This is a genomic window from Nitrospirota bacterium, assembly GCA_030645475.1.
Classification (GTDB): Bacteria; Nitrospirota; Nitrospiria; order Nitrospirales; family Nitrospiraceae; genus Palsa-1315.
On the sequence record JAUSMA010000009.1, the window covers coordinates 58,423 to 80,268 of the forward strand.

The following is a 21,846-nucleotide window of genomic DNA, read 5'->3' on the forward strand; positions in this document are numbered from 1 at the left end:
GTGTTGGCGATTATGCGGGCAAGGCCGGTAGGCTCACGAAAAATGTGGTGCCGATACCGACTGTACTCTTCACCCGGATTTCGCCGTGATGTTCTTGAATAATTTGATGGACAATCGTCAACCCGAGTCCCGTTCCTTCGTGTTCTCCGCTCTCGTGTTTGGTCGTGAAAAATGGGTCGAAAATGTGTTCGAGATTGGCCTCTTGGATTCCCTCACCGGTATCCTCGATTTCGATGTGGGCCCAGACTTTCCCTCCCGGCTTCACCACTGTGCGGGTTTGAACACGTAACCGCCCACCCGCTCCTGCCATCGAGTCTATGGCATTGAGGAGGAGATTGAGCAGGACCTGCTTGATCTGTTGTCGATCCAGCATGACACGAGGCAGGTCAGCCGCCAACTCTTTTTCAATCTTGATCCCACGGCTGTCCGCCTTCACGTCGATGAAATAGAGACAGGAGGCGACAATATCGTTGAAATCTTCATCCGTCAGTTTGGGTTCCATGTATCGGGCGTAGTCGAGAATTTCCTGGATCAATCGCTCGATTCGATACACATCGTCGAGCACGACTTTGCTGAACTCCTGAATAAATTGCGGGTCATCTTTTCGTTCAGGGGCCAACTGGATAAAGGTTTTAATCGAGGTAAGGGGATTTCTGATTTCGTGAGCGAAGCCGCCGGCGATCGTCTCAAGAGATTTCAGCCGATCCGTTCGCTTCATCAGTGTGTGTGAGCGATGCAGATCTTCGTACAGCACAATAGTGTCGAGTGCATTGGTGGCGGTTTGTGCCAGCGCGGCAAGCATGGCCTTGTTGAGCGCCTGTTCTGTCGTGAGAGGGACTGCTGCGCCGAGGACGGTGAAGGCAATGAGACGGTTTTTGTTGAGATGCGGCACGATGCGGGAGGCCTGCATCGATTCCATCGCCTTGCGTGCGTTGGCTCCGAAGTCAGTGTCTTGAAGGTCAGCAGCCGAGTCGGCCTGTGCCATGATCCGGTTGGTGGCGAGTAGGTGTTGAGGCAAGGGATGGCTCACGGCTAACGTTGGTGGAATATAGGTGGGGGCATCCGAACCAACCATGTTGGCGCGGCGATAACATTCGTGTTCGCGATCCAGGACGAATAGCGCCCCATGGGTCGTCGCTCCTGCGCGACAGAGTTCTTGGATAATGCGATTGCCGATGGTCGGCAGGTCGGTCATGGTGCCCAGGTCTGACGCAAACTGTGTGACGATAGTTAAGAGCTCACTGGAAGACGAGGCTGAGAAGTCGGTATTCGGTGGGCGTGACGTCATAACGAAGAGGGAGCACAGCGGTGCCGTGTGAGAGCCATAGAGACGTGCATATTGCGCATGAATGGTCTACGTGTTCAAAGATGTACAGGCGGGAGTATACACGGCACGGGTACGTTCAGCTAGCGGATTTACCTTTTTCGATGACGGCGAAGAGGCCCTGCCCATCGAACGCAGGAAGGATGCGGGGTGTGAGGATGCCTGCTTGCTGGAGAAATGAGGTGAGCGACGGGCGGTCGAAGGTGTGCAGCAATCCATGCCGGATGGCCTCACGGAGTCGTCCTAGGTAATGAAGCAGGATTTGGGGTTGCGGACTAAATTCATCCTGATTCGCGCTGTGCAGGTGTCGGCGATAGAGCACCGAGAGGTCGGTCTCAGGCTGGAAGACCGTGAGGACAAGGCGCCCCTTGGGGTGAAGCACGCGGTACAGCTCACGAATTGTGACCAGCGGAGAGGGAACGAATAGCAGTGACAGATTGCAGACGATGCGATGGAGCGAGTCATTTTTGAAGGGCAGGCCCTGCGACCAATCCGTATGTACCCATTCAGCCGTCAGCGGCGGGTGGATGGTGAGGGTGCCTGCGAAGTCACTGTCGAGCTCCCGATGCAACGCACGAAGACTCTGTCGCGCCTGCGTCAGCGATTCGTGAGAGTGCCCCAAGCCAATGACATGGACGGGACGTTCCGGACTCCATCCGCGCTGGCGTGAGCGATAGGCTTGGTTCACCATTGTGGCTCGGACCAAATCGCCATGGCCGACCCCCACGTCCATGAGCATGGAGCCCGGTTCGAGCGGGCTGAGCAGCCGGTAGAGATCGTCCAAGAGTTTCCAATATTCGTGCAGATTCCCGAGCTGGGTAAGCTGCTGCAGGTGCGCGACCCTCAGGGCTTCGCGCGTAATCTGCGAGAGATTGTGTCGAAGACGGGTGCGTTCCAATTCGATGCGCTGTTGACGGGACAGCATGTCGCGGGCCTGTATGCTGAATTCAGCCGGAACGGCTGGCAGCGAGATGGCGATCGCGATCTGCTCCAGGATCTGTCGGAAGGCCAGCGGGTGTTGCTCATTGAGTGGGAGCTCCTGGCCGGTCAGCGGAGTGGGAACCGTTGCGAGGCGGGTATGGGCTCCCAACGCCGTGAGAAATGCCTGCGGAAGATCCGCCGGAGGGAGCGGCCCGAAGGGGGGGCCTGGAATCGTGAGAATGGCCGATGGTGAACGAAGGAGGCGCAGATCCGCAAGCGTGGAGGAGAGGTCTGTAAAGTGGCCTGCCACGAGATCGCCGACAAAACGATCGATATTGACGTTGAGCCCGAGCAGATTAGCGATGCCACGTCGGAGTCCGTATCGGTGGTCGGCCACGAGGTCATGACCATGGACCGACATCAGCATGGCCTGAATATCGACAACCGGATTGATCAGGAGCAGGAGGTCGAGGGGGCGTGCTTGTATCGCCGTCTTGAGTGCAACCCGTGCGGACAGATCGCTTGCCATCACGATCAGGGGCGCGGTGGGCCAGGTATGTTGCACAAACTCCACGACTTTCAGGAGGTCGGCTTGCATGCTCCGTAACGTCGTCTGTTGTAGCTCGCCGTCGCTGAGCCCGACATGGTTGGTGTGGTCGTACCGTAAGACCCTGAGCCGGTGGTGTGCGAGGTAGTAGGACAACGTGCTGGCATCCAACGAGGTCTGGCCGTAGCCGGGAGAGATGATGACGACCGGTGTGTTCGGTGCGAGTGACGGGCGCAGATGGTCGTCGGTGATCATGATCGCCTGGCCGCGTGGATTCCGGCATTCCCGCGGAATACTGATGACCGACGACTGTTGCGAGGGGGACTCCGACTCGCCAAGGGACGTCAGATGTTGCCGGACGACACGGTTCACTTCCCGCTCTGCATAGGGAGTGAGCCCGTGAAAGCGGAGTCCGACCAGCAGGGCGGGGTTGGAGTCCTGGGCCGGAAACTCTTTTGGCGCAGTGGGATCCGGAGCCACCCAGATGATCTTTGCGGGAAGCGCGGAATCCGGAGCTCCCGGTTCATGAGAGCCAGGGTGATGCGGGGTTTGTGCCGAGGCGAAGTGCAGCGTGGCGAGACCGCGTAAGAGTTCAGGAGGCGCATTGAGATGGAGACAGACTCCGTCACGACTGAGGTTTGCCGTCAGCGCTCCTAGGCGGTGCGTCTTGCCGGCCGGATCTGTGACATCCAGCCGGACAGGAAGCTGTAAGGCGACCCGGACGGCTTCGCGGGGGTTGTAGTCTTCCTGTTCGGTTGCGATCGGCTGACTCGTGAGATTCAGCGTGGATGATGGTTCTGCCGCAAGCAGCACTTCAAGGGAGAAGGACAATGCCTGCTCCTGAGCCGCTTGGATCAGTGAGCCCAAGACGGCAGCCTCTTCTCGTTTGGGTGCATCGAATTCGATGACAAGATGGGAGACCGGGGTTCCAGAAGAGAGCGTGATGGGCCGCTCTTCCGCCATCCCTTGCAGTTCGAGGATTCCCACCGAAGTTTTCAGTACGACATAGGCATCTTGTGGCGCCACGCTGGGGAAGTCCTTGGGGAGCGTGATGCAGGTGCCGCCGAGGCTCAGATTCGTAATGGTGCCATCCCATGTCGTTGCTCCGACGGTGATCGTCGCAGGCAGGGCCGTTGTCGTTCGCGCGCTGTGCCGTCGTTCCTGTTGAGGCCTTCCTGGGTCGGCTGTCGGAGCAGGTGCCGCCGTGCCTCGCGTTGTTTCAGGAACGCGTGGGGGAGAGGCGGCAGCGACGGTATCCGGCAGCGGGAACTTCTCGAACGGTGGGCGTGAGGCGGTCGGCAGACGGAGGATGACGCGAAGGGGGCCCTGCATCGGCGCCGACACATCCAAGATGCCACCGAGTTCGCGGACGAGCTGATACGACTCGAGGAGATCACTCGACGGAGATGGCGGAGCCGGGGATTCTGCCGACCACACCATGTCCGATTCGAGTAGTTCTATTTCGACTTCGGTCGGTGGAGCGAGGGCAAAGAGGGCGGGGGCCTCTGCCGAGATGGAGGTCGACCCAACCGCGCGCGTGATGATGAGGATTCGATGCAGACGGCCGACGGTTAAGAGGTAGGTCTGCGCGTAGTGCAACAGTTGATGCGCGAGCGTCGCGAGCTGCGTGCGATCGCCGGCGAGGGGAGGAAGATGAGATGAAAGTTGCCGCATGATGCCTGCGCCATCCACGATCGAGGGGCCGGTGGACGTGAGCGCGTCGTCAAGGACGTCGTTGATCGTATGTCCTAACTCGACGGCCTCTCGCTCGTGCAGGGCCTGCGTCAACTGCGTTCCAAGTTTCGTGGCTTCTGCGGCATGACTGACGAGTGTTTCGGCTTGGTCGTCCAGACGTGCGTCGCGAATGGAGGCAAGAAGTCGTTGGGAATCGATCAAGAGGGCGGCCAGTGGTTCGTCCAGTTGTTGCGACAGCAGTGTGGCTCGTTGGGCCAGCGCAAGCAGTTCATCGGTACGCCGGAGTTCTTGGCGAAGTTGATGAATGGTGTTGTCTTGTTGTTTGGGTTGGGAGAGGTCTCGGATCAGTCCCACGGTGCCGAGAAATCGGCGGAGGGGGTCATAGAGTCCTCTGGCGTTCACTTCCGCCGTGAGGGTCAGTGTCCTGTTATCCTGCGTGGGCTTTCCTCGAAAGATCAACTCGGCATGGCTGGTGCCTCGCGCTCCGGAACGGCGTTCGTTGAGGCGATACCGGGCTACCGACTCCTGGTCCGGAGGCACGAGGGTGGTATAGGGCAATCCGATGAGTTCATCGGGCGAGTAGCCCAAGAGCGTGACGATGCCGGGACTGACGGTCACAAAACAGCCGCTGGCATCCAATTCATAGACGATGTCGCTGAGTGACTCAATAAGCCGACGATAGCGTTCTTGCGCATGGTCCAGTGCGACTCGCAGGTCGCTTTTCTCGATGGCTTCTTTGGCACAGAAGAGCAGTTCGGTGAGAAAGGCTGGAGAGGTCTTTGCGAGAAAGAAATCGACGTCGGCCTTGAGCGCTTGAATTGCCGCGGTTGAATCGGTGCGGTCGCTCATTAACATAATGGCGGTGTACGGCGCGCGGCGCTTCATGTCCGCGGGAAGGGAGGTGCGGTCCCCGGCGAGGCATTGTTCGTCGATCAGGATGAGCGTCCATTCCTGCGGCGACATCCAGGCTCGGGCTTCTTCGGCAGAATAGGCGACATCCACGCGGCAGCCGGGAAAGAATCCTCGCAGACTGATGGTGACGAGTTTAATGGATTCAGCATGCTCGCTGACAATCAAGATGGTGATCGGCTCGCTTTGCGGCATCAAGCTATCCCTATGCGTCTGAGAAACTGGAACAAGTCCCGCCCCAGTGCGATATCACCACGTCTGCTCATCTCGTGAATCTGAGACAAGCCTGCCCCTGCGTTCTGTCCTGCAATGCATTCGGGGCACACCTCTGGGAGTGACGATGTGAATAACATAGGCGGAGGTGGGAAACCCAGTCTCCATGCGATGAAATGGGCTGTTTCTTTGGTAGGGGGGGCGCCTCAGGGCCTTCCATGGCGAACAAAATTGAACGGAATTCGAGGGAGAGGGGGGAGTCGGTGTGCGTGACGGAAGAGAACGTCTCGGTACCCGCTACACCATTGGTGGGCGGGTACCAGGATATGAGGTAGGTACCGTTATTGGGTGAGAGAAGTTTGGCCTGTTGCCGGGCAGGCGCCAGGGGTCATGTAGAGCAAATAGTTTCCCATCCCATGTTGAGCTGTTTCTTTCTGCAAGGGATGGTGATGGACCATGACCATTTCATAGTCATCAGCCTTCGTGACGGGAAACCCCTGAGGATCTTTATAGACTTGATGCGGTTGAAACTCGAGAAACGTCCCGTCCTGGGTGACGTCGGGAACCGTTCTCAGCAGGGTCTGTTTCTTCGTGATGTTGTCCAGTCCGATCATGAGGAGTTCGTCATGTCCATGCGGGTAGGCGAATTTGACACAGCCATCCATCCTGAACTTGAGCGGCGCCTTGTGGACCTGGACTCCGGTGGTAATCTCAATCCCTTCATCCGTCTGGTCCGGACCTCGCTGGGAGAATTTGCTGAAACAGACAATATTGACACCCACCTGGTACACGTCCATTTCTTTGATGGGGGCGCCTTCCGGCGCCATATACATGGTGAAGCTGGCCATCACATCCTTGGTGATCGGCGCGCCATGATAAAAGGCGACAATCGACATGAGGTGATCGTCCTTGGCAAGCTTCACCCCGTAGCCGTCAGGGAAACGCGTCTCGGTCATTTCTAACCCTGCGCCCGCGAAGAACAAGGGTTCGCCTTCGCAGGAGACGCTCGGCTTGCTGTTGTTGAGCATCAGGACGTGATGGAGAAAGTTCTTGGGGAGGGGCTTCCCCTCTTTGGTGAAGACGGCCGTTTTATACCCCACCATATACATATCTTTGGGCAGCTGAAAATGATGTTTGGGCATCGAGGCCGCGAGGTCTCCGTCGTGACTGGCCGGCAGATCGATGGGACCGAAGGTGAGTGTGACGGTATTGGTCCCGTAGGTCACGGTCGTCGTAGTCTGGTGGGATAGGGTTGGGACTGCATGGTGGTCGTGACCGCCGTCTGCAAGGACCGGGGTGACCGAACAGATGACGGTGAACAATGTGAGCAATGCCTGACGCATAGAGCCTCCCAAGAAAGAGAAATGGTCGCGCGAGCCTCTGTGGCGACGTTCGAAAGTATGTGTAGGGCTCGCAGATGTCATCTGGTAGAAGGTGGCGGGGTCAGTCGTTTCCAGACATAAGTCCCGCCATGTTCGCGAGGGGGAATGTTCTTTTGTGTGCCGACTCGTGAGTACCACCACACGCCTTTGGCCTGGCGGCCATCCTCTGAGAGCAACACTTCAAAGCCCCCTTCACGATCATTGCCGGTCTGAAGCCAGGTGCCTTGCCACAGTCGGTCCGTATACTTGGTCGTGGTGAAGCGGCCCTCATGCTGGGTATAGGGTCCGTTGCCGGCCTTATCCAGCGTGGCTTTGTAGCTCTTGTTGTCTTCGACTTCCAGGATATCCCATTCCCCGCTCAAGTCAGGGACCACCGCCGGGCTGTTCGATGTCGCCACCGCCCTGGTTGCCGCAGATTTTGGCCGATCGTCGACGGGCATCGCGCCGCTGGCATTGCGAAGGGATTCATGCCAGGAGAGGAGAATCCACTGGCCGTTTCGACGTTCCAGAACTCCGGTCTCTCGCAACGGCAGCACGGCTCGTTGCTGGTCCGCTCCATGTCCGAGGATGCGCACATAATCCAGTTCCATGGTGTACCAGCCGATATCTCCCTTCGACCATACCTTGAGTTCGGAGATGGGAAGGTCGAGCGCGGCGACTTTGGCGAATTCTTCCTTGATGTCCCGTTCCAGGTCCGTCCACCCCACGTACTTCCGGCCCCCGATGGTATAGCTGGTGATGTCGGCATCGTGCGCCATCAGTCTGGACATCCCGGGCAAATCTTTCTCGGCATTGGCGCGTACGAGCGCACGAACTGCTGTTTCGAGCGCGGCGTTGTCCGACGTGGCGCCCACAGCGGCGGGAACCCAGGAGATACTTCCAATGGCCATATAGACGATGAGACGAACCAGTACTGACACTCGCATGATGATTCTCCAGTCGGGTTCACAAGGAAGTGGGAGGGAAGATTGTCTGGCTGGACGTTGAAGCTACAGGGCCGATAGAAACTTGTCAATGGCTACGTTTCCGTCGCGGGCTGCCTGTTGGCCACGACGATGACGGTTACATTATCTATTCCCCCTCGGTTCAGGGCCTGATCGATCAGGTCGTGGCAGGCGCGCTGGGGATCGCCGTTGGCGCGAGAGAGGATCGAGGCAATGGCGGGGTCATCCAACATTTTCGTGAGTCCGTCGCTGCAGAGCACGAGTAGATCGAGCGGCACGATGGGTATCGAGGTGAGCTCCGGTTGCATGTCGATGCCTATCCCCAGACCTTTGGTCAGGACATGTCGCTCAGGATGGACAAGCGCGGTGGCCGCATCGATCAGGCCGCGTTGCACAAGCGTCTCGACGAGGGTGTGATCACGCGTCAACTGCGTGAGTTGTCCCGTCCGGTAGAGATAGGCGCGGCTATCCCCCAAATGGGCGAGGTGGGCGATTGGCATCGATGTTGGCGTAATGGCCAAGGCGACGAACGTCGTGCCCATCCCTTTCAAAGAGGGCTTTGCATGCATGAGCTCATGGATTTGCCGGTTGGCGCTCGTCGCGAGGTCTGACAGAAGCTCTGGGGCTGCGTCTGGGTGCTCTGAGAGCCAGGCCGTTTGTTCGCGAGCCTGTTGTGTGGCCACGGTGACGGCGGTATGGGCCGCGAGATCTCCTGCCGGATGACTACTCATTCCATCGGCCACGATCCAGACACCGCAATCATTCAGGAGGGCCAGCGCATCCTGGTTCGAGGTCCGAACAGACCCCGTCTCAGTTCGACCGACCCCGATCCATGACTGGGGCTCTGTCACGGAGCGACCTCGGCAGGTTCTTGGAGACGGTTCGGCGGGAATCCCAATGAAGCCGGGCCGAACGTTGCGGCCATCTGGTCGTAGAGGATGGCTGCGAGCGGTTCCAGGTTGATGGTATCGGCCGCGTTGTATCGCAGCAACAGATCGCGCGCGGCTGCGTCTCCAGAGCACCATTGGTGCCATAGGCGAACCGCTTCCCATCCGTCGAGTCCCACCACATCGGTCTCTCGCGCAATCTGGACTTCCTGTTCGATGTGTTTCAACCCGCCCTGCATGCCGAGCCGACGCGCAGCAAAACAGAGATCGAAGTGCGGCTTTTTGAAATTCAACCGAGGGAACTTCGCCTGCAAATAGGGAATGTCGAACCCGCTGCCGAAGAACGTAATGAAGAGGTCGGTCTGTTCCAGCTCTGCATGCAAGCGGTCTTCTGTGAGCGTTTCCCCACGGACCAGGCTCGTCATCAGTCCGTTGCGATAGAGGCCGACGACCGTCACATGCCCTTCGCGGGCCGACAACCCTGTCGTTTCGATGTCGAGATAGAGCGTGCGAGGGCGAAACGTGTTGAAGAGGCGCCAGTGCTCACGGCTCTTCAGGCAGGTGCCGAAGAAGGTCGCATCGCCCGCATCCAGATGTGTTTGCGCCGTGGTGAGTTCGCGGTCGTACCATTCTTTTTTGGCCGAAGAGATACCGGGCAGGGTTGACGATCGTAGGAACGACCCCCAGTCCATAATGCCTTCCTGCCAGAGACGACGCTCGGAGTTGTGGCCGATACCTTTGAGCAGTACGAAGGATGAGGTGAGCATATAATTGCAAGATTGTAGCCTTGATTTCACCGAATAAACAAGCTAAAGTCCGCGTCCTGAGCGGGTTTTCATCTTAGAGACGCCGGGCGGCGCCGATTGGAACACAATGTCTGATTTCCCCAATAAAATTCGTATCACAGTCGGATCGGTACGGCTCGACGCGGAATTGAAGTCGACGAAGACCGCATTGGAAGTGTACGGCGCCTTGCCGGTTGAGAGTCCGGTCAACACCTGGGGCGAAGAGTTCTATTTCAAACTGGCCGGGGTCAAGGACCATCGAGAGACGGCGACGAACCAAGTGAAAGTCGGTGATGTCGCCTTCTGGGGCGCCGGACAAGTCCTGGCTATTTTCTTCGGACGGACCCCGATGAGCATGGGGCAGGATCCCGTTCCGGCAGACCGGGTCAATGTAATCGGCCGCATTGTCGGCGATGCCTCGGTCTTGCGTAACGTGATGGACCAGCCGAACATCCGAATCGAGAAGATCTAGCAGAATGTTGAAAAAGTCCGCCAGCGTCGTTCTCGGCTCATCGAAATCCTCAGCGTACCCCAAGGGTACGCCTCCGGTTTCAACTCACCTGCGGCCTTGCTGGACGACCTTTTTGACCATCCTGCGGGAATGTGTTCCTGTTTTTCTTTATGTGCGACTGTCCAAGTTCTCGCGCGTCAACAAGTTTTATCGTGAGCTTGCTAGCCATGAGACTATCTAAAGAACGCGTACGTCACATCTCAGAGTCGGTGGCTGCCCGGCTCCAGCAAGAGGGGCAACTGACGATTGTCGGGGATCGCAAGGCGTTCGTCGAGCAGATCGACCATGCCATTATCGAGGAGCTGTCGGTCGAAGACCGTTTGAACGCCGAAGTACGGCAGATGTTAAAAGCCTACGAGCAAGACATCGAACGAGGGCAAGTAGACTTTCAGCGGATGTTCACCATGGTCAAGACGAAGCTGGCGCGCGAGCGGGGCATCATTCTCTAGGGCGTGAAACGTGAAGCGTATTTCGTGAAGCGCTTGCGAACGAAATACGAACGACGAACAACAAGCGAGTTCTTATGTTGAGCGAAGAAAAAATCAGCCATCTCTCCCACATCATTCTTCAAGCGGTGAAGAAAAGCCCGCTCGTGACGGTAGGGGCTGACGACGGGCGGGTCCTCAAAGAGATTAAGAAGGTGCTGGCAGCCGAGTTGGCACAAGAGGCAGAGATCGATCGAAAGGTTCGGGCCAAGTTGGCCTCCTATTCCCGCGGGATCGTCGAGGGCAGCGGGGAATGGGACGTGTTGTATCGGAAAACATTTGAAGAAGAATCGCGGAAACATACGAAGGGGTGAGGTGACGATGAAATCTGTATCTGCCTTGAAATGCCTATCTCTCCTCGGAGTGGTCCTGTTGCTGCTCGGTTCGGTGGCCTGTGCCAAGAGCAAGGCGAAGCCGTTGGTTCCGCTGGCGCTCGAAGCCGGAGTCAAGCCGCAGGCCGTGGTCTTGACCGAACAGGGGACGCAGGCCTATCAAGCCAGGCAGTTCGACGAGGCGAAGAAGTCCTTCTCGCAAGCAATGGACCTGGCGCCTCAATCGGGGCCTGCGCATTACAACTACGCCTTGGCCTTAAATGCCCTGGGCGATACGGAGCGCGCGAGGCAGCAGTTTCTAGACGCGGCGAATCTGGCTCCCGGCGACAAAGTCATCTGGGATTCTCCCGCGCTCCGTCCCTTCGGCAGCCCGGAGGGTCCGAAAGAGCACAAAGAACACCCGGTTGGCACCAGCAGGCCTGGCATCGGGAGTGGCCCGCGATAATCTGATTGATGGAGAGGGAGTGAGCTGCGATGGCAACAGAACTAGAAGTTGGAAAGAAGGCTCCGGCGTTTTCGCTCCCTGACCAATCGGGAGAGTCGGTCAGCCTGAAGGATTTTGCCGGCAAGCAGGTGGTTCTCTATTTCTATCCCAAAGACGATACCCCGGGCTGCACCAAGGAATCGTGCGATTTTCGCGATGCCATCACGCCGATCAAGAAGGCGGGGGCCGTCGTGCTCGGTCTGAGTTTTGACGGCCAGGCGTCCCATCAGAAATTCATCAAGAAGTTTACGTTGCCGTTCCCGTTACTCAGCGACGAGGAGAAAGTCGTCGCGACCGCCTACGGGGTCTATAAAGAAAAAAGCATGTACGGCAAGAAATATATGGGCATCGAGCGCAGCACCTTCGTGATCGACCAAGCCGGGAAGCTGAAGGCGATATTCCGCAAGGTCAAGGTTGACGGTCATGTGGATGAGGTGTTGGCAGTCCTAAAGGCCTAACCTTCCCTCAGGATGCTGAAACAGTCCGTCAGCTTCGTTCTCGGCTCATCGAAATCCTCAACGTACCCCTGAGGGTACGCCTCCGGTTTCGACTCGCCTGCGGCCTTGCTGAACGAACTGTTTGAGCATCCTGTGCGGTGTATTTTTTATTTTAGCTGTGCGGCCTATGACCATTCCCTTCCGCAGAGCCAGTCTTTTCACCATCCTCATGTTCTTGACTGCGACCGCTCGCCTCTTTGGGGCAGAGCCGGTTCCTGGAGTCCTGACGGTTCACGATAGTCTGACGTCACCCAATCAGCCTGCGACCATTGAGGCCACCTTTACACAGAAGGGTCTCCCGACTGGGACCGGTCTCGGAGGCGAGCCCATCGAGCTGCTCATCGCCGGGAATGTTGTGGCGACCGCGACGACCGGTGGCGATGGGCGTGCGGTCCTGTCCTATACCCCGAAAGCCAAAGGGGCGCTTCCCTTCACCGTGCGTGTCGGAACCACGTCGAGTCTTGCTGGAGTCGAAGCCGGTGCGAATCTCATTGTGTGGGAACGTCGAGGTCCGATGATGGCGGTGGAAATGACAGCCCTCATGGAGGACGCTGTCAGTCGGCGCCCGATGCCAGATGCCGCAGAAGAACTCGCCAAGCTCACGCAGTTTTACTACAACGTATTGTATGTGGTGACGCAGGATAAGACGGTGGCGGCATATGACCAGGTGAATGAGCAGGCCAGACAATGGCTTAAGGAACAGAAGTTTCCGGTGGGACATATTCTTGTGTTGCCGGCAGGCCCGGAGGGGTTTGGCGCGAAGCTGGATGAATTGCATGCGGCTGGCTGGAAGACGCTCAAAGTAGGAGTGGGCCGCACGAAGACTTTTGCCGAAGCGTTTCTGCAGCGGCGTCTCGGCGCCGTGATGGTGCCGGAACCGGCCAAAGGCGAGGTGCCGCGGAAGGCGAAGGTGGTGAAGGAGTGGAAGGACGTGCGGAAGAAATTGTGAGGGCGGGTCGGGGGCTCCTATTGCTCGTAGAACGCGCACGACTCTGCAGGGAACAGGCAGACCGCCCTTCTTGCTCGTGCAACGCGCAGCCTCAGAAGGATAGGAAGGGGAGCAGCCGGACCATTCTTCTTGCTCGCTGAGGCCCCACGATGAACCGGTGGTCCCTCAATGCGCGCAGTGAAGAACAGTCCGGCTGCTCCCCTTGAGGAGTGACAGTTGAAGCTCTTTTCCGTCACGCGCAGTAAAGGGCAACCCGGTCACCCGCTTATTGTGATGCCTTCCACTCTGGTGAGGGAAGAAGGTGGTAGACGAGAGCCCCTGAATGCAAAGGGGGTAACAAACCTTCGGCAAGAAATTCCAAGGCTGGTTATACGGATAGTAGATCAGAACTCTGCATTTTATGCGGACCAGTTTAATTAATTATAGTTAGTCCCTAAGAGCCAAGGTCAACACTATGTCAATCGTTCAAGATCGCGTCATTCAGAGGTTTGCCGACCTTGAAGTGCAGTGCCGCGCGATTCCTCTCATTAACCGTAATGAGGAAAATCTCACCTCTTATGCCCAACCAGAGCAGTTCTACGCTTGGGCCACTAGTGCGCTAAACGCTATCCAGGGCGTCTTTGGCAAGGAGTCTTCCCATTCGGAGCGCTTCGAGCTAGAAATGAAGTCCATCTCTAATAATTTCGTATGGGAGAGGAAGATTGAAACTCTCCGGGGTGTATTCCTTGGCGCCAAGAGTGATGTCGATGGCGGTCATTTGCGAGAAATAAACGGGGACATTCTGAATTTTCGCGGGTGATCAGGCGAGATTTGTGGGAAGAAACCGGTATGTCCAGATATATCCTTCTCTAGCAAGGCGCTCTAGCCGACCGTCAGGCAAGCTCCTCAGTTCCTCCATGCTGTCGTGGCAGGCAGCGGCTGGGCGGTAGATTTCATCGAACATCGCTGGTACAGTTTCGGGTGACCGTTATGGAGGTGGGTATGCCCCAATCAGCAAAAGCCATTTTGCATCAGGCCCTTGAACTCCCGTCCAATGACCGTGCGGCGTTAGTGGAAGGTCTGATTGCCAGTCTTGACAAGCCCAATCCCGCCCTTGATGCGATGTGGCTCAAGGAAGCGGAAGATCGCTTGGCTGCGTACCATGCCGGCGAGCTTGGCGCGGTCGATGCGGAGCGGGTCTTCGCGGATCTCGGGAAAAAAGTTTGAAGACAAGATTCCTGCTCCCCGCGCTCGGACATAAGACGGCACGGGTCGATTAACGGGCTCCCGTATCTTCCATTCACCTCCCTCTATCATTTACTATAAGTCTCGGGTTTCCCTCTTACGAAGGCTTCTCTGAATGAAAGCGAAAACGAGTTTTTCCTGCCAGGCTTGCGGGCATCAATCGCCTCGATGGCTTGGTCGCTGCCCTGATTGCAGCGGCTGGAATACCATGAAAGAGGAACGGCAGGCGCCGACCGGGAAGGGGCGGCCTGCTGCGATGAAGATTGCGCAGGCGAAGGCGACGCCGATTGCCGAGATCGAAGTCGTCGGTGAGGACCGGCGGCTGACGAATATCGGTGAATTCGACCGGGTGCTGGGAGGGGGCGTCATTCCCGGCTCGGTCATCTTGATCGGTGGCGATCCTGGCATCGGGAAGACGACTTTGTTGCTCCAGGCGCTTCCACGCCTGTCTTCCAAGGAAGAACCGGTGCTGTATGTTTCCGGGGAGGAATCTCCGAGGCAGATCAAGATGCGGGGGCAGCGGCTCGGTATCGAGCATCCGAATCTACTCATCCTGGCGGAAACCTCGCTTGAACAAATCCTCAAGGCGGTGCAGGAGATCCAGCCTGCTGCCGTGGTTGTCGACTCGATCCAAACGGTCTATACGGAACAGATCACTTCTGCGCCAGGCAGCATCAGCCAGGTGCAGGAGGTCGCAGGGCAGTTGATGTGGTACGCGAAGCGCAGCAATGTACCGGTCTTCATCATCGGGCATGTGACGAAGGAAGGCGCGATTGCCGGGCCGCGGTTGTTGGAGCACATCGTCGACACGGTGCTCTATTTCGAAGGGGACAAGGGCCATAGCTTTCGGATTCTCCGCGCCGTGAAGAATCGTTTTGGCTCGACCAACGAGATCGGCGTGTTCGAAATGAAAGACACAGGGCTGGAGGAAGTGAGCAATCCCTCCGAGTTGTTTTTGGCGGAACGGTCGCAGCGCACCACGGGATCGGTAGTGGTCTCGAGTCTCGAAGGGTCGCGGCCGATTCTGGTCGAATTGCAAGCCTTGGTGTCGTCCACGAGTTATGCGATGCCGAAACGCATGGCGAACGGCGTGGAACAGAATCGAGTGTCGCTCCTGCTTGCGGTCATGGAGAAGCGGCTGGGCATGCATCTATCCGGACAGGACGTCTATGTCAACGTCGTCGGGGGGATGCATATCGACGAGCCGGCCATCGATTTGGGTATCGTGGCGGCGGTCACATCGAGTTTGCGTGAAGTCCCGATTGAGCCTGGTCTGTTGGTGTTGGGTGAAGTGGGGCTTGGTGGCGAAGTCCGCGCGATCAGTCAGGCGGAAATGCGGATTCGTGAAGCGGCAAAAATGGGCTTCACTCGTTGCCTGTTGCCGGAACGGAACTTGGCCAAGCTGGAGCCGATCAATGGGATCGAATTGATCGGGATCAAGGAAGTGGGAGAGGCGTTAGATGTGGTGTTGGCATAAAAGTGGAACAGATGGGCGCGCCGTTGTGCAAGCGCAACGAGTATGGTCTCACCCTCCGACTCCCGTTGCCCCAAGGCGTATCGATTACCTCGTCGGCTGTGCTCGTTGGACGAACAGCGTCGAGACTGAACTGAGAGGCCCATTTACGCGAGGCGCCGGTGTCAGGGCAGAGAAGCGCGGGCGTCGCTGGGGGTTGTTGCTGCTCTGTTGTGTCATCGTTCCCCTGTTTTCCAACTGTGCGGCCGTCCCGCCGCGCGAGGAGGTCGGGCTCAAGCAGGCGACGGTGGAGGAGTTGACGGCGGTACTGAGTCAGAGGGAAGCCGCGATTCAGACGATGAAGGGGCTCTTCAGCGCGAAGGTGCGAGGCGGGATCATTCCGATCGCGTCGAGGATAGAGGGGGCCTTGTATTATCGTCGTCCAGACGCCATGCGCCTGCGCGGATTCACCGCAATCGGCAGCGAACTCTTCGAATTCGTGCAGACGGGCGATCAGTATACGTTGCGGTTGCCGACGATGCGCCGTGTGCTCTCCGGTAGTCCCTCCGACATGAGCGAAATGGGCAAGCTGGCCAGGCCCTTTCAATTGAGCGTCTGGGCGATGGGTGGTCTGTTGGGTACCGGCATGATCGCGAAGGACGAGACGGCTGTCCTTGTGACTGACGGGGATCGTGACCGGCTGGATGTGTCCGGGCCTTCATCCAACGGCGTACAAGTCATACGCCGGCGGCTCTGGTTTGAACGGCAGACATGGCTCGTCGTGCGGGAAGATCGGTTGACGGAGTCCGGTGCCGTGGAAGCCACGATTCAGTACGAGGACTTTCGTGCGATCGGCGAGGGTGACGCGACGAGTGCGGCAAGCGCAGGGCGGTTGCTGCGGCCGTTTAAGATCTCGTTGGAAGATGGTAACGGGAAGGGAAGCGTGCAGGTCACGTTTCACGAGATGATTCCGAATCAGCCGGTGACGGCGGCCGATCTCCCTCAGGTTTCGCTTCGATGAAAGTCCTGGCTGTCGAAACGGCAACGTCGTGGCAGAGTGTGGCGATTCTCGAAGACTCGCGCGTCCTGGCCTGCCACGAGCAGGATGCGGCCGGGTCTCATGCCAAACTGTTGTTGCCGACGATCGATCGGTTGTTTCGTGAGACGGGTCTCTCGCTCAAGCAATTGGACGGTCTTGTTGTGTCGATCGGTCCCGGGTCCTTTACGGGACTTCGCGTCGGCCTGGCGACGCTCCTCGGGTTCCGGACGATCGGTCAGCTGCCGTTAGCGGTCGTGCCGACACTTGAAGGTCTGGCCTGGAATCTGAGAGGCACTTCGACGCGCCTCTGTCCCGTGCTCAATAGTCGGCGCGGAGAACTCTACTGGGCACAGTTTCGCTGGACCGGCGAGGGTCGGCTGGAACGAGTGGTTTCGGAGCAGGTGGGCACGCCCGTCATGTTGGGGCGCAGCCTCACAGAGTCGGCGCTCCTCTTTGGGGAAGGCTGGACGACGGAAGCCCCGGCTATTCGTGCCTCGATCCTGTCCGCCATCACGGTGACCGAGGCGCCGGATGCTGCCATGAAACCGTCAGCCGTCTCGATTGGTTTGGCGGGCATCGAGAGGCTCCGGCGCGGTGAACGGGCAGGAGTTGGTATCAGTCCGTTGTACGTACAGCGCACCGCAGCGGAGTTGAAGTATGAAGAATCCGGCGGCATCTCGCCGGTGGTGCTGCGTCAGGAACGTGTCGCAAAAAAAATGACGGCTCGAGCCTCGGCGGTACGGGCTCAGTCGGAGGATCGGCGGGCTGCGCGAGGAAAAGGGAAGAGCGGGTTGTGACGATGCGGCTTGGTGAGCAGGGTGAATGGGTGATCGAGCCGGCGACCGTCGAGGCGCTGCCGGACATTCTCCACATTGAAGAAGCTTGCTTCTCGGCCCCCTGGACGCGCAAAATGTTGGAGGCCGAACTGAGCGGTAATCCTTTTGCGCATTTTTTGCTGGCTAAGCAGGTCACGTCCGGCGAAAGCGGTTCCGTTTCGATTATCGGATATCTTTGTTTCTGGGTCGTCTTTGAGGAAGTACGGCTGATGAACCTGGCGGTCATCGAGTCGATGCGGCACAAGGGCATCGCACGAGCCTTGGTGTCACGGGCGTTAGAGCTCGGGGCTGCACAGACGGCTTCGCGCGCCCTGCTTGAAGTGCGGGCCTCGAACCTTGCCGCGCATGCACTCTACCGAAGTCTTGGATTTCGCGACGTGTCGACCCGACCAACCTACTACAGCAATCCCATAGAAGATGCATTACTGATGGAACTGGATCCGATTCGATCGGAGTCTGTTCGATTGACCGAAGAAGTCGTTCGTGAGGGAGGACGTCTCGACCCGCTGCAGTAACTCATAACCAGGAGGTGCGACATGCTGACAGACAGTATGATTGCGGAACGGCTGCGCCAGTCCAGTCACCAATTCCGTGCACTGGAAGAGTCTCATCACCGTCTCGACCTGGAATTGGTCCAATTGCAGAAGCGCCACGTACGGACTCCGGCTGAGGAGCAGTCGACCAAACAGTTGCACAAAGAGAAGTTGGCGAAGAAAGACAAGATGGCCGAGTTGATCCGTGTCTATCGAGACCAGGAACTGCAGGCCGCTCCACGTTGAGGAGCATCGTTGTGGGGCTGAGATCAGCCAGCAACCGGAACCGGAGTCATGGCACAGATCCTCAATCCCCTGGCCGCACATATCCAAACGATCAAGAAGCGGTTGATCATCATCGGGGCTACGATGCTCGTGGCCCTGATGGTGTCGTTTGCCTTTTCCAGCGAGATGGTCGCCTGGTTGAACCGTCCGTTTCCCAACCAGCTGGTGTTCTACGGACCGACGGAGGCCCTGTTCGCCTCGATCAAAGTGTCCTTTCTGGCGGCGCTCCTGGCGAGCCTGCCGGTCATCTTCTATCAATGTTGGAAGTTTATTGAGCCGGCGCTGCTCCCCAAGGAGCAGCGCTGGGGCTTTCCGCTGTTTGCGCTGGCCGGGGCGCTCTTTGCGCTCGGGTTGGTCTTTTGCAATCTTGTGATCCTCCCGCTGGTCATCGACTTTTTCGTCAGCTTCGGCATGGATCACGACGTGACCCCGCTCTTGAGCGTCGGGACCTACATCGACTTCAACGTGAAGTTTCTGCTGATCTTCGGTTGCGCGTTTGAGTTGCCGCTGGTGCTCACCATCCTGGCGCGGCTCGGCGTGGTGACCGGGGCGACGCTCGCGAAGTACCGGAAGCATGCGATCATGGCCGCATTGATCCTGTCGGCCGTCGTCACGCCCGATGCGACCCTCTTTACCATGCTCTTGATGGCCGTCCCCTTGATGGTGTTGTATGAGATAGGCATTCTTGGCGCGAGGATCTTCGGACGGGGCGGCCCGACCGAAGTCAGCTTGCCGCTCGATCCTGATTTGCCGATGGGACCGGCAGGCCACCGTGTCCGATAACAGGATGCTGAAACAGTCTGCCAGCGTCGTTCTCGGCTCATCGAAATCCTCAACGTACTCCTGAGGGTACGCCTCCGGTTTCGATTCGCCTGCGGCCTTGCTGGACAAACTGTTTGAGCATCCTGGGGCAATTGAGGCCTTCATGCCGCGCAGAGTTTTTTAACCGTGATTTTCGCATAGACAGAGTTTTTCGCCGCCTGCTAGAAAACATCGGGTGGAAGGACTGAGATGAATCGTTTCGGAATCAGGCTGGCTTTGTTTCTACTCGGTGTAGGTACCGCTATGTTGGGTGTTGCGGAGCCTGGCCTGTCTCAGATCCAGCAGCCTGTTCAGGAGCTGACCAGCATTCAGGCCCTCACGTCTGTCGGGAACGATCTGGTCTATGCCGGTTCATTCGGCCATGGCCTCTTCCGCAGCGAGGACCGTGGTGCGACCTGGACGAGATCCAGCCAGGGTGTGACCGATCCGTTCATTCTGACGTTGACCACGGGGAAAGACGGCGCAATCTATGCGGGCACCTTCCGTGGCGGGGTCTTTCGCTCGCGCGACCATGGCAAGAGTTGGCAGGCGGTTAATACCGGGCTCAAGCATCTGGAAATCAAATCGCTCTTGGCGGCGGGGGATGTGTTGTACGCCGGGACGAGTGGCGGGGCCTATCGGCTGAGCGCGAAAGGCGACCGTTGGTCGGCGGTGACGACCGGCTTGGACGACATCCTGGTGCATACGTTGGTCCTCTCGTCCGATGGGACGCTGTTCGCGGGCACCTCAGGAAAAGGGATTCTGCGATTTAAGGCGCAATCGACCGGCTGGGTGCGTCAGCAACAGGGGCTCAAAGATCATGAAGGCATGACCGAAAACTTCATTCGCGTGCTGACGGTCGATTCCGAAGGGAATATCTATGCGGGCACGTTCGATGGTGGAGTCTTTCGCAGTGGCGATGGAGGCTTGAGCTGGCAGCCCATCAGCCGGGCCTTGCCGAATGATTCCATCCGCGGAATTCTCTTCAATAGCCGGGGGCTTTTTGTGGCCACGGGCCATGGTATTTTCAAGACGGTCGACAAGGGCCGCCAATGGGTGCCGCTGAATAAAGGACTGACGAGCATGTCGGTCCAGGTGTTGATCGAGTCCGGCGCCGGAGTCCTCTATGCCGGGACGAGCGAGGGGGCCTTCCGGAGCGACGACGACGGACGGACGTGGAGTTCCATCAATCAGGGTCTTGAGGGAGGGGAGTCTCCTGCCCCCTTCAGTTTTCGCTAACCAAGAAAGGATAGAGACGATGTCAGAGCCGACAGAGAAGACGCGAGCCACCATTACCGTCAGCAGCAAGGGAGTCCAGCTGGGCGAGATCGTCCTGAAGTTTTTTCACGATGTGGCGCCAGGTCACGTGAAGAATTTCACGAAGTTGGCCCAAGAAGGCTTCTATAACAACACGACCTTTCATCGAGTCATTCCCGGCTTCATGATCCAGGGCGGCGATCCCAACAGCAAGAATCCAGACCGCGCGTCGCACGGCATGGGGGGACCCGGGTATCAGATCAAGGCCGAGTTCAACAGCAAGCCGCACAAGCGCGGAATCCTCTCCATGGCCCGTTCGAACGAGCCGGACAGCGCCGGTTCGCAGTTTTTCATCTGCGTGGCGGATGCGAACTTTCTCGATTGGCAGTACACCGCATTCGGCGAAGTGGTCAGCGGATTGGACGTCGTGGACAAGGTCGTCGGCATGAAGCGTGACGGGCGGGATAATCCGTTGGAGCGTGTCGAGATGACGGTCGCGATTACCGAATAGCGTGAAACGGAAAAGGTGAGGCGTGAGAGGTAACAGAGGGGTCTGCTAGATGGTCGTTTCACGTTTCACCGTTCACCTTTCACGAGGCGCACTCTTGTGCGCGCTGTTCGCCGGATGTGCCATTCCCATCGTGCCTTATCGCGCGGTCTATGAAGATCCGGTCAATTACGTTCGACTGGAGCACGACGATTTGGTTCTGCCGGAATGGCCACCCAGCGCGCATGACCATCCGAAGTCGATGCGCTACGAGGATCTGGCTCGTGTCCTCGGCGGCATTTCGGTCAAAGAACATCGGATCTGGTTACAGAAGTGGACGCAGGGCGAGGCGCCGCTGATGCCGGCGTTTCGCCCCGACGAGGTCATGCTCTTATCTCGGCAGATCGCCGAAGCCCTTGCCGTCGCTCAGCCGGACGAACGTGTGACGTTTTATCTCAGCCAGCCGCAAACCTCCGCGAAGCGCATCGTCACGTCCGGCGGCCTCTATCTCCACGGGACGGAATTGCATTTCATCTTGGGCAATTGGCAGGTCGTCTACGGCATTCCAACCTATGGAATGATTTACGATCGGCGCTACCCCATGCGCCCGACTGCCGCGAAGGGATTCGAGCTCTTCTTCGATCCGAGTGAGGCCACAGTCGTCCAGCGGCACAGCTTTATCGATACTCTGTTGGCCAACACGAAAGATGAGTTTGTGATCGATCTCATGAAGGTGGTCTCCGGCCCCATCGCTTCCCTTTCAGAACGCTGAAAAAGCTCTCCAGCTTCGTTCTCGGTTCATCGAAATCCTCAACGTACCCCTGAGGGTACGCCTCCGGTTTCGACTCGCTTGCGGCCTTGCTGGAGGGACTTTTTGAACGCCCGGCGGGAGTATTTTTCTAGCGAGTCGGTGCGGGGCACTGACTCGCTAGAAAACCGTCGCTCGTATCTCGCAGGGGACAAGAGCCTATGGCTCCTCACAGAAAGAAACTGAACATATTTTGTGCGCGCTGTTAGCCATAGGTTATTAGCCTTTGCCATCCATTCCCTGCTATCAGCTATAAGC

23 protein-coding genes are annotated in these 21,846 nt (G+C 58.0%); 17 read left to right on the forward strand and 6 right to left on the reverse strand.

The window, feature by feature from the left end:
• Window positions 1-10: 10 nt before the first annotated feature.
• The 6 genes from Q7U76_01350 to Q7U76_01375 all read right to left on the reverse strand — a co-directional run bounded on the left by Q7U76_01350 (window position 11) and on the right by Q7U76_01375 (window position 9,589).
• Window positions 11-1,288, reverse strand: a complete 1,278-nt coding sequence (locus Q7U76_01350; GenBank protein ID MDO8355021.1) for an ATP-binding protein — start codon at window positions 1,286-1,288, stop codon at window positions 11-13.
• 115 nt (window positions 1,289-1,403) lie between these two features.
• Complete coding sequence (locus Q7U76_01355; protein MDO8355022.1) at window positions 1,404-5,591, reverse strand: PAS domain S-box protein; 4,188 nt, start codon at window positions 5,589-5,591, stop codon at window positions 1,404-1,406.
• Window positions 5,592-5,950: 359 nt separating this feature from the next.
• Window positions 5,951-6,952, reverse strand: coding sequence for a hypothetical protein (locus Q7U76_01360; GenBank protein MDO8355023.1), 1,002 nt, complete (start codon window positions 6,950-6,952; stop codon window positions 5,951-5,953).
• Between the two features lie 77 nt (window positions 6,953-7,029).
• The gene (locus Q7U76_01365; GenBank protein MDO8355024.1) at window positions 7,030-7,917 is read right to left on the reverse strand and encodes a nuclear transport factor 2 family protein; all 888 of its coding nucleotides are present in this window, start codon (window positions 7,915-7,917) and stop codon (window positions 7,030-7,032) included.
• A gap of 92 nt (window positions 7,918-8,009) precedes the next feature.
• On the reverse strand, window positions 8,010-8,786 hold the full coding sequence (locus tag Q7U76_01370) for a protein phosphatase 2C domain-containing protein (protein MDO8355025.1): 777 nt from the start codon (window positions 8,784-8,786) through the stop codon (window positions 8,010-8,012).
• The gene (locus tag Q7U76_01375) at window positions 8,783-9,589 is read right to left on the reverse strand and encodes a ribonuclease H-like domain-containing protein (protein ID MDO8355026.1); all 807 of its coding nucleotides are present in this window, start codon (window positions 9,587-9,589) and stop codon (window positions 8,783-8,785) included. The genes Q7U76_01370 and Q7U76_01375 overlap by 4 nt, the downstream gene beginning before the upstream one ends.
• 106 nt (window positions 9,590-9,695) lie before the next feature.
• On the opposite strand from Q7U76_01375, the gene Q7U76_01380 reads away from it, so the two are divergent.
• The 17 genes from Q7U76_01380 (at window position 9,696) to Q7U76_01460 (ending at window position 21,552) form a co-directional block, all read left to right on the forward strand.
• Window positions 9,696-10,079, forward strand: coding sequence for a cyclophilin-like fold protein (locus Q7U76_01380; GenBank protein MDO8355027.1), 384 nt, complete (start codon window positions 9,696-9,698; stop codon window positions 10,077-10,079).
• Window positions 10,080-10,285: 206 nt separating this feature from the next.
• Window positions 10,286-10,567: a DUF507 family protein gene (locus tag Q7U76_01385; protein ID MDO8355028.1), complete on the forward strand. Its 282-nt coding sequence runs from the start codon at window positions 10,286-10,288 to the stop codon at window positions 10,565-10,567.
• Window positions 10,568-10,611: 44 nt separating this feature from the next.
• Window positions 10,612-10,917 (forward strand): DUF507 family protein, encoded by a 306-nt coding sequence (locus tag Q7U76_01390; GenBank protein MDO8355029.1) that lies wholly within the window; start codon window positions 10,612-10,614, stop codon window positions 10,915-10,917.
• 7 nt (window positions 10,918-10,924) lie between these two features.
• The gene (locus Q7U76_01395) at window positions 10,925-11,380 is read left to right on the forward strand and encodes a tetratricopeptide repeat protein (GenBank protein ID MDO8355030.1); all 456 of its coding nucleotides are present in this window, start codon (window positions 10,925-10,927) and stop codon (window positions 11,378-11,380) included.
• Window positions 11,381-11,409: 29 nt separating this feature from the next.
• Entirely contained in the window at window positions 11,410-11,877 is a 468-nt protein-coding gene (gene bcp, locus Q7U76_01400; protein MDO8355031.1) for a thioredoxin-dependent thiol peroxidase, read from the forward strand.
• A 166-nt stretch (window positions 11,878-12,043) separates the two neighbouring features.
• Window positions 12,044-12,865: a hypothetical protein gene (locus tag Q7U76_01405; protein MDO8355032.1), complete on the forward strand. Its 822-nt coding sequence runs from the start codon at window positions 12,044-12,046 to the stop codon at window positions 12,863-12,865.
• Window positions 12,866-13,319: 454 nt separating this feature from the next.
• Window positions 13,320-13,664, forward strand: coding sequence for a hypothetical protein (locus tag Q7U76_01410; GenBank protein MDO8355033.1), 345 nt, complete (start codon window positions 13,320-13,322; stop codon window positions 13,662-13,664).
• Between the two features lie 182 nt (window positions 13,665-13,846).
• Window positions 13,847-14,071: an addiction module protein gene (locus tag Q7U76_01415; GenBank protein MDO8355034.1), complete on the forward strand. Its 225-nt coding sequence runs from the start codon at window positions 13,847-13,849 to the stop codon at window positions 14,069-14,071.
• Window positions 14,072-14,204: 133 nt separating this feature from the next.
• A complete protein-coding gene (gene radA / locus Q7U76_01420) occupies window positions 14,205-15,566 on the forward strand; it encodes a DNA repair protein RadA (GenBank protein ID MDO8355035.1) in 1,362 nt (453 codons plus the stop codon).
• Complete coding sequence (locus Q7U76_01425; protein MDO8355036.1) at window positions 15,550-16,563, forward strand: hypothetical protein; 1,014 nt, start codon at window positions 15,550-15,552, stop codon at window positions 16,561-16,563. Before radA ends, Q7U76_01425 begins: the two co-directional genes overlap by 17 nt.
• Complete coding sequence (tsaB, locus tag Q7U76_01430) at window positions 16,560-17,378, forward strand: tRNA (adenosine(37)-N6)-threonylcarbamoyltransferase complex dimerization subunit type 1 TsaB (protein MDO8355037.1); 819 nt, start codon at window positions 16,560-16,562, stop codon at window positions 17,376-17,378. Before Q7U76_01425 ends, tsaB begins: the two co-directional genes overlap by 4 nt.
• 2 nt (window positions 17,379-17,380) lie before the next feature.
• Window positions 17,381-17,932: a ribosomal protein S18-alanine N-acetyltransferase gene (gene rimI, locus Q7U76_01435; protein MDO8355038.1), complete on the forward strand. Its 552-nt coding sequence runs from the start codon at window positions 17,381-17,383 to the stop codon at window positions 17,930-17,932.
• A 21-nt stretch (window positions 17,933-17,953) separates the two neighbouring features.
• Complete coding sequence (locus Q7U76_01440; protein ID MDO8355039.1) at window positions 17,954-18,196, forward strand: DUF465 domain-containing protein; 243 nt, start codon at window positions 17,954-17,956, stop codon at window positions 18,194-18,196.
• 48 nt (window positions 18,197-18,244) lie between these two features.
• Window positions 18,245-19,018 (forward strand): twin-arginine translocase subunit TatC, encoded by a 774-nt coding sequence (gene tatC, locus Q7U76_01445; GenBank protein MDO8355040.1) that lies wholly within the window; start codon window positions 18,245-18,247, stop codon window positions 19,016-19,018.
• Between the two features lie 228 nt (window positions 19,019-19,246).
• A complete protein-coding gene (locus Q7U76_01450) occupies window positions 19,247-20,275 on the forward strand; it encodes a hypothetical protein (GenBank protein MDO8355041.1) in 1,029 nt (342 codons plus the stop codon).
• Window positions 20,276-20,294: 19 nt separating this feature from the next.
• The gene (locus Q7U76_01455) at window positions 20,295-20,804 is read left to right on the forward strand and encodes a peptidylprolyl isomerase (protein MDO8355042.1); all 510 of its coding nucleotides are present in this window, start codon (window positions 20,295-20,297) and stop codon (window positions 20,802-20,804) included.
• Between the two features lie 49 nt (window positions 20,805-20,853).
• The gene (locus Q7U76_01460; GenBank protein MDO8355043.1) at window positions 20,854-21,552 is read left to right on the forward strand and encodes a hypothetical protein; all 699 of its coding nucleotides are present in this window, start codon (window positions 20,854-20,856) and stop codon (window positions 21,550-21,552) included.
• Window positions 21,553-21,846 lie beyond the last annotated feature (294 nt).

Bases quoted from the DNA above. Each gene is read 5' to 3' on its own strand.
- Q7U76_01350 (MDO8355021.1), bottom strand. From the start codon at position 1,288: ATGACGTCACGCCCACCGAATACCGACTTCTCAGCCTCGTCTTCCAGT.
- Q7U76_01355 (MDO8355022.1), bottom strand. From the start codon at position 5,591: ATGCCGCAAAGCGAGCCGATCACCATCTTGATTGTCAGCGAGCATGCT.
- Q7U76_01360 (MDO8355023.1), bottom strand. From the start codon at position 6,952: ATGCGTCAGGCATTGCTCACATTGTTCACCGTCATCTGTTCGGTCACC.
- Q7U76_01365 (MDO8355024.1), bottom strand. From the start codon at position 7,917: ATGCGAGTGTCAGTACTGGTTCGTCTCATCGTCTATATGGCCATTGGA.
- Q7U76_01375 (MDO8355026.1), bottom strand. From the start codon at position 9,589: ATGCTCACCTCATCCTTCGTACTGCTCAAAGGTATCGGCCACAACTCC.
- Q7U76_01380 (MDO8355027.1), top strand. From the start codon at position 9,696: ATGTCTGATTTCCCCAATAAAATTCGTATCACAGTCGGATCGGTACGG.
- Q7U76_01385 (MDO8355028.1), top strand. From the start codon at position 10,286: ATGAGACTATCTAAAGAACGCGTACGTCACATCTCAGAGTCGGTGGCT.
- Q7U76_01395 (MDO8355030.1), top strand. From the start codon at position 10,925: ATGAAATCTGTATCTGCCTTGAAATGCCTATCTCTCCTCGGAGTGGTC.
- bcp (MDO8355031.1), top strand. From the start codon at position 11,410: ATGGCAACAGAACTAGAAGTTGGAAAGAAGGCTCCGGCGTTTTCGCTC.
- Q7U76_01405 (MDO8355032.1), top strand. From the start codon at position 12,044: ATGACCATTCCCTTCCGCAGAGCCAGTCTTTTCACCATCCTCATGTTC.
- Q7U76_01410 (MDO8355033.1), top strand. From the start codon at position 13,320: ATGTCAATCGTTCAAGATCGCGTCATTCAGAGGTTTGCCGACCTTGAA.
- Q7U76_01415 (MDO8355034.1), top strand. From the start codon at position 13,847: ATGCCCCAATCAGCAAAAGCCATTTTGCATCAGGCCCTTGAACTCCCG.
- radA (MDO8355035.1), top strand. From the start codon at position 14,205: ATGAAAGCGAAAACGAGTTTTTCCTGCCAGGCTTGCGGGCATCAATCG.
- Q7U76_01425 (MDO8355036.1), top strand. From the start codon at position 15,550: ATGTGGTGTTGGCATAAAAGTGGAACAGATGGGCGCGCCGTTGTGCAA.
- tsaB (MDO8355037.1), top strand. From the start codon at position 16,560: ATGAAAGTCCTGGCTGTCGAAACGGCAACGTCGTGGCAGAGTGTGGCG.
- rimI (MDO8355038.1), top strand. From the start codon at position 17,381: ATGCGGCTTGGTGAGCAGGGTGAATGGGTGATCGAGCCGGCGACCGTC.
- Q7U76_01440 (MDO8355039.1), top strand. From the start codon at position 17,954: ATGCTGACAGACAGTATGATTGCGGAACGGCTGCGCCAGTCCAGTCAC.
- tatC (MDO8355040.1), top strand. From the start codon at position 18,245: ATGGCACAGATCCTCAATCCCCTGGCCGCACATATCCAAACGATCAAG.
- Q7U76_01450 (MDO8355041.1), top strand. From the start codon at position 19,247: ATGAATCGTTTCGGAATCAGGCTGGCTTTGTTTCTACTCGGTGTAGGT.
- Q7U76_01455 (MDO8355042.1), top strand. From the start codon at position 20,295: ATGTCAGAGCCGACAGAGAAGACGCGAGCCACCATTACCGTCAGCAGC.
- Q7U76_01460 (MDO8355043.1), top strand. From the start codon at position 20,854: ATGGTCGTTTCACGTTTCACCGTTCACCTTTCACGAGGCGCACTCTTG.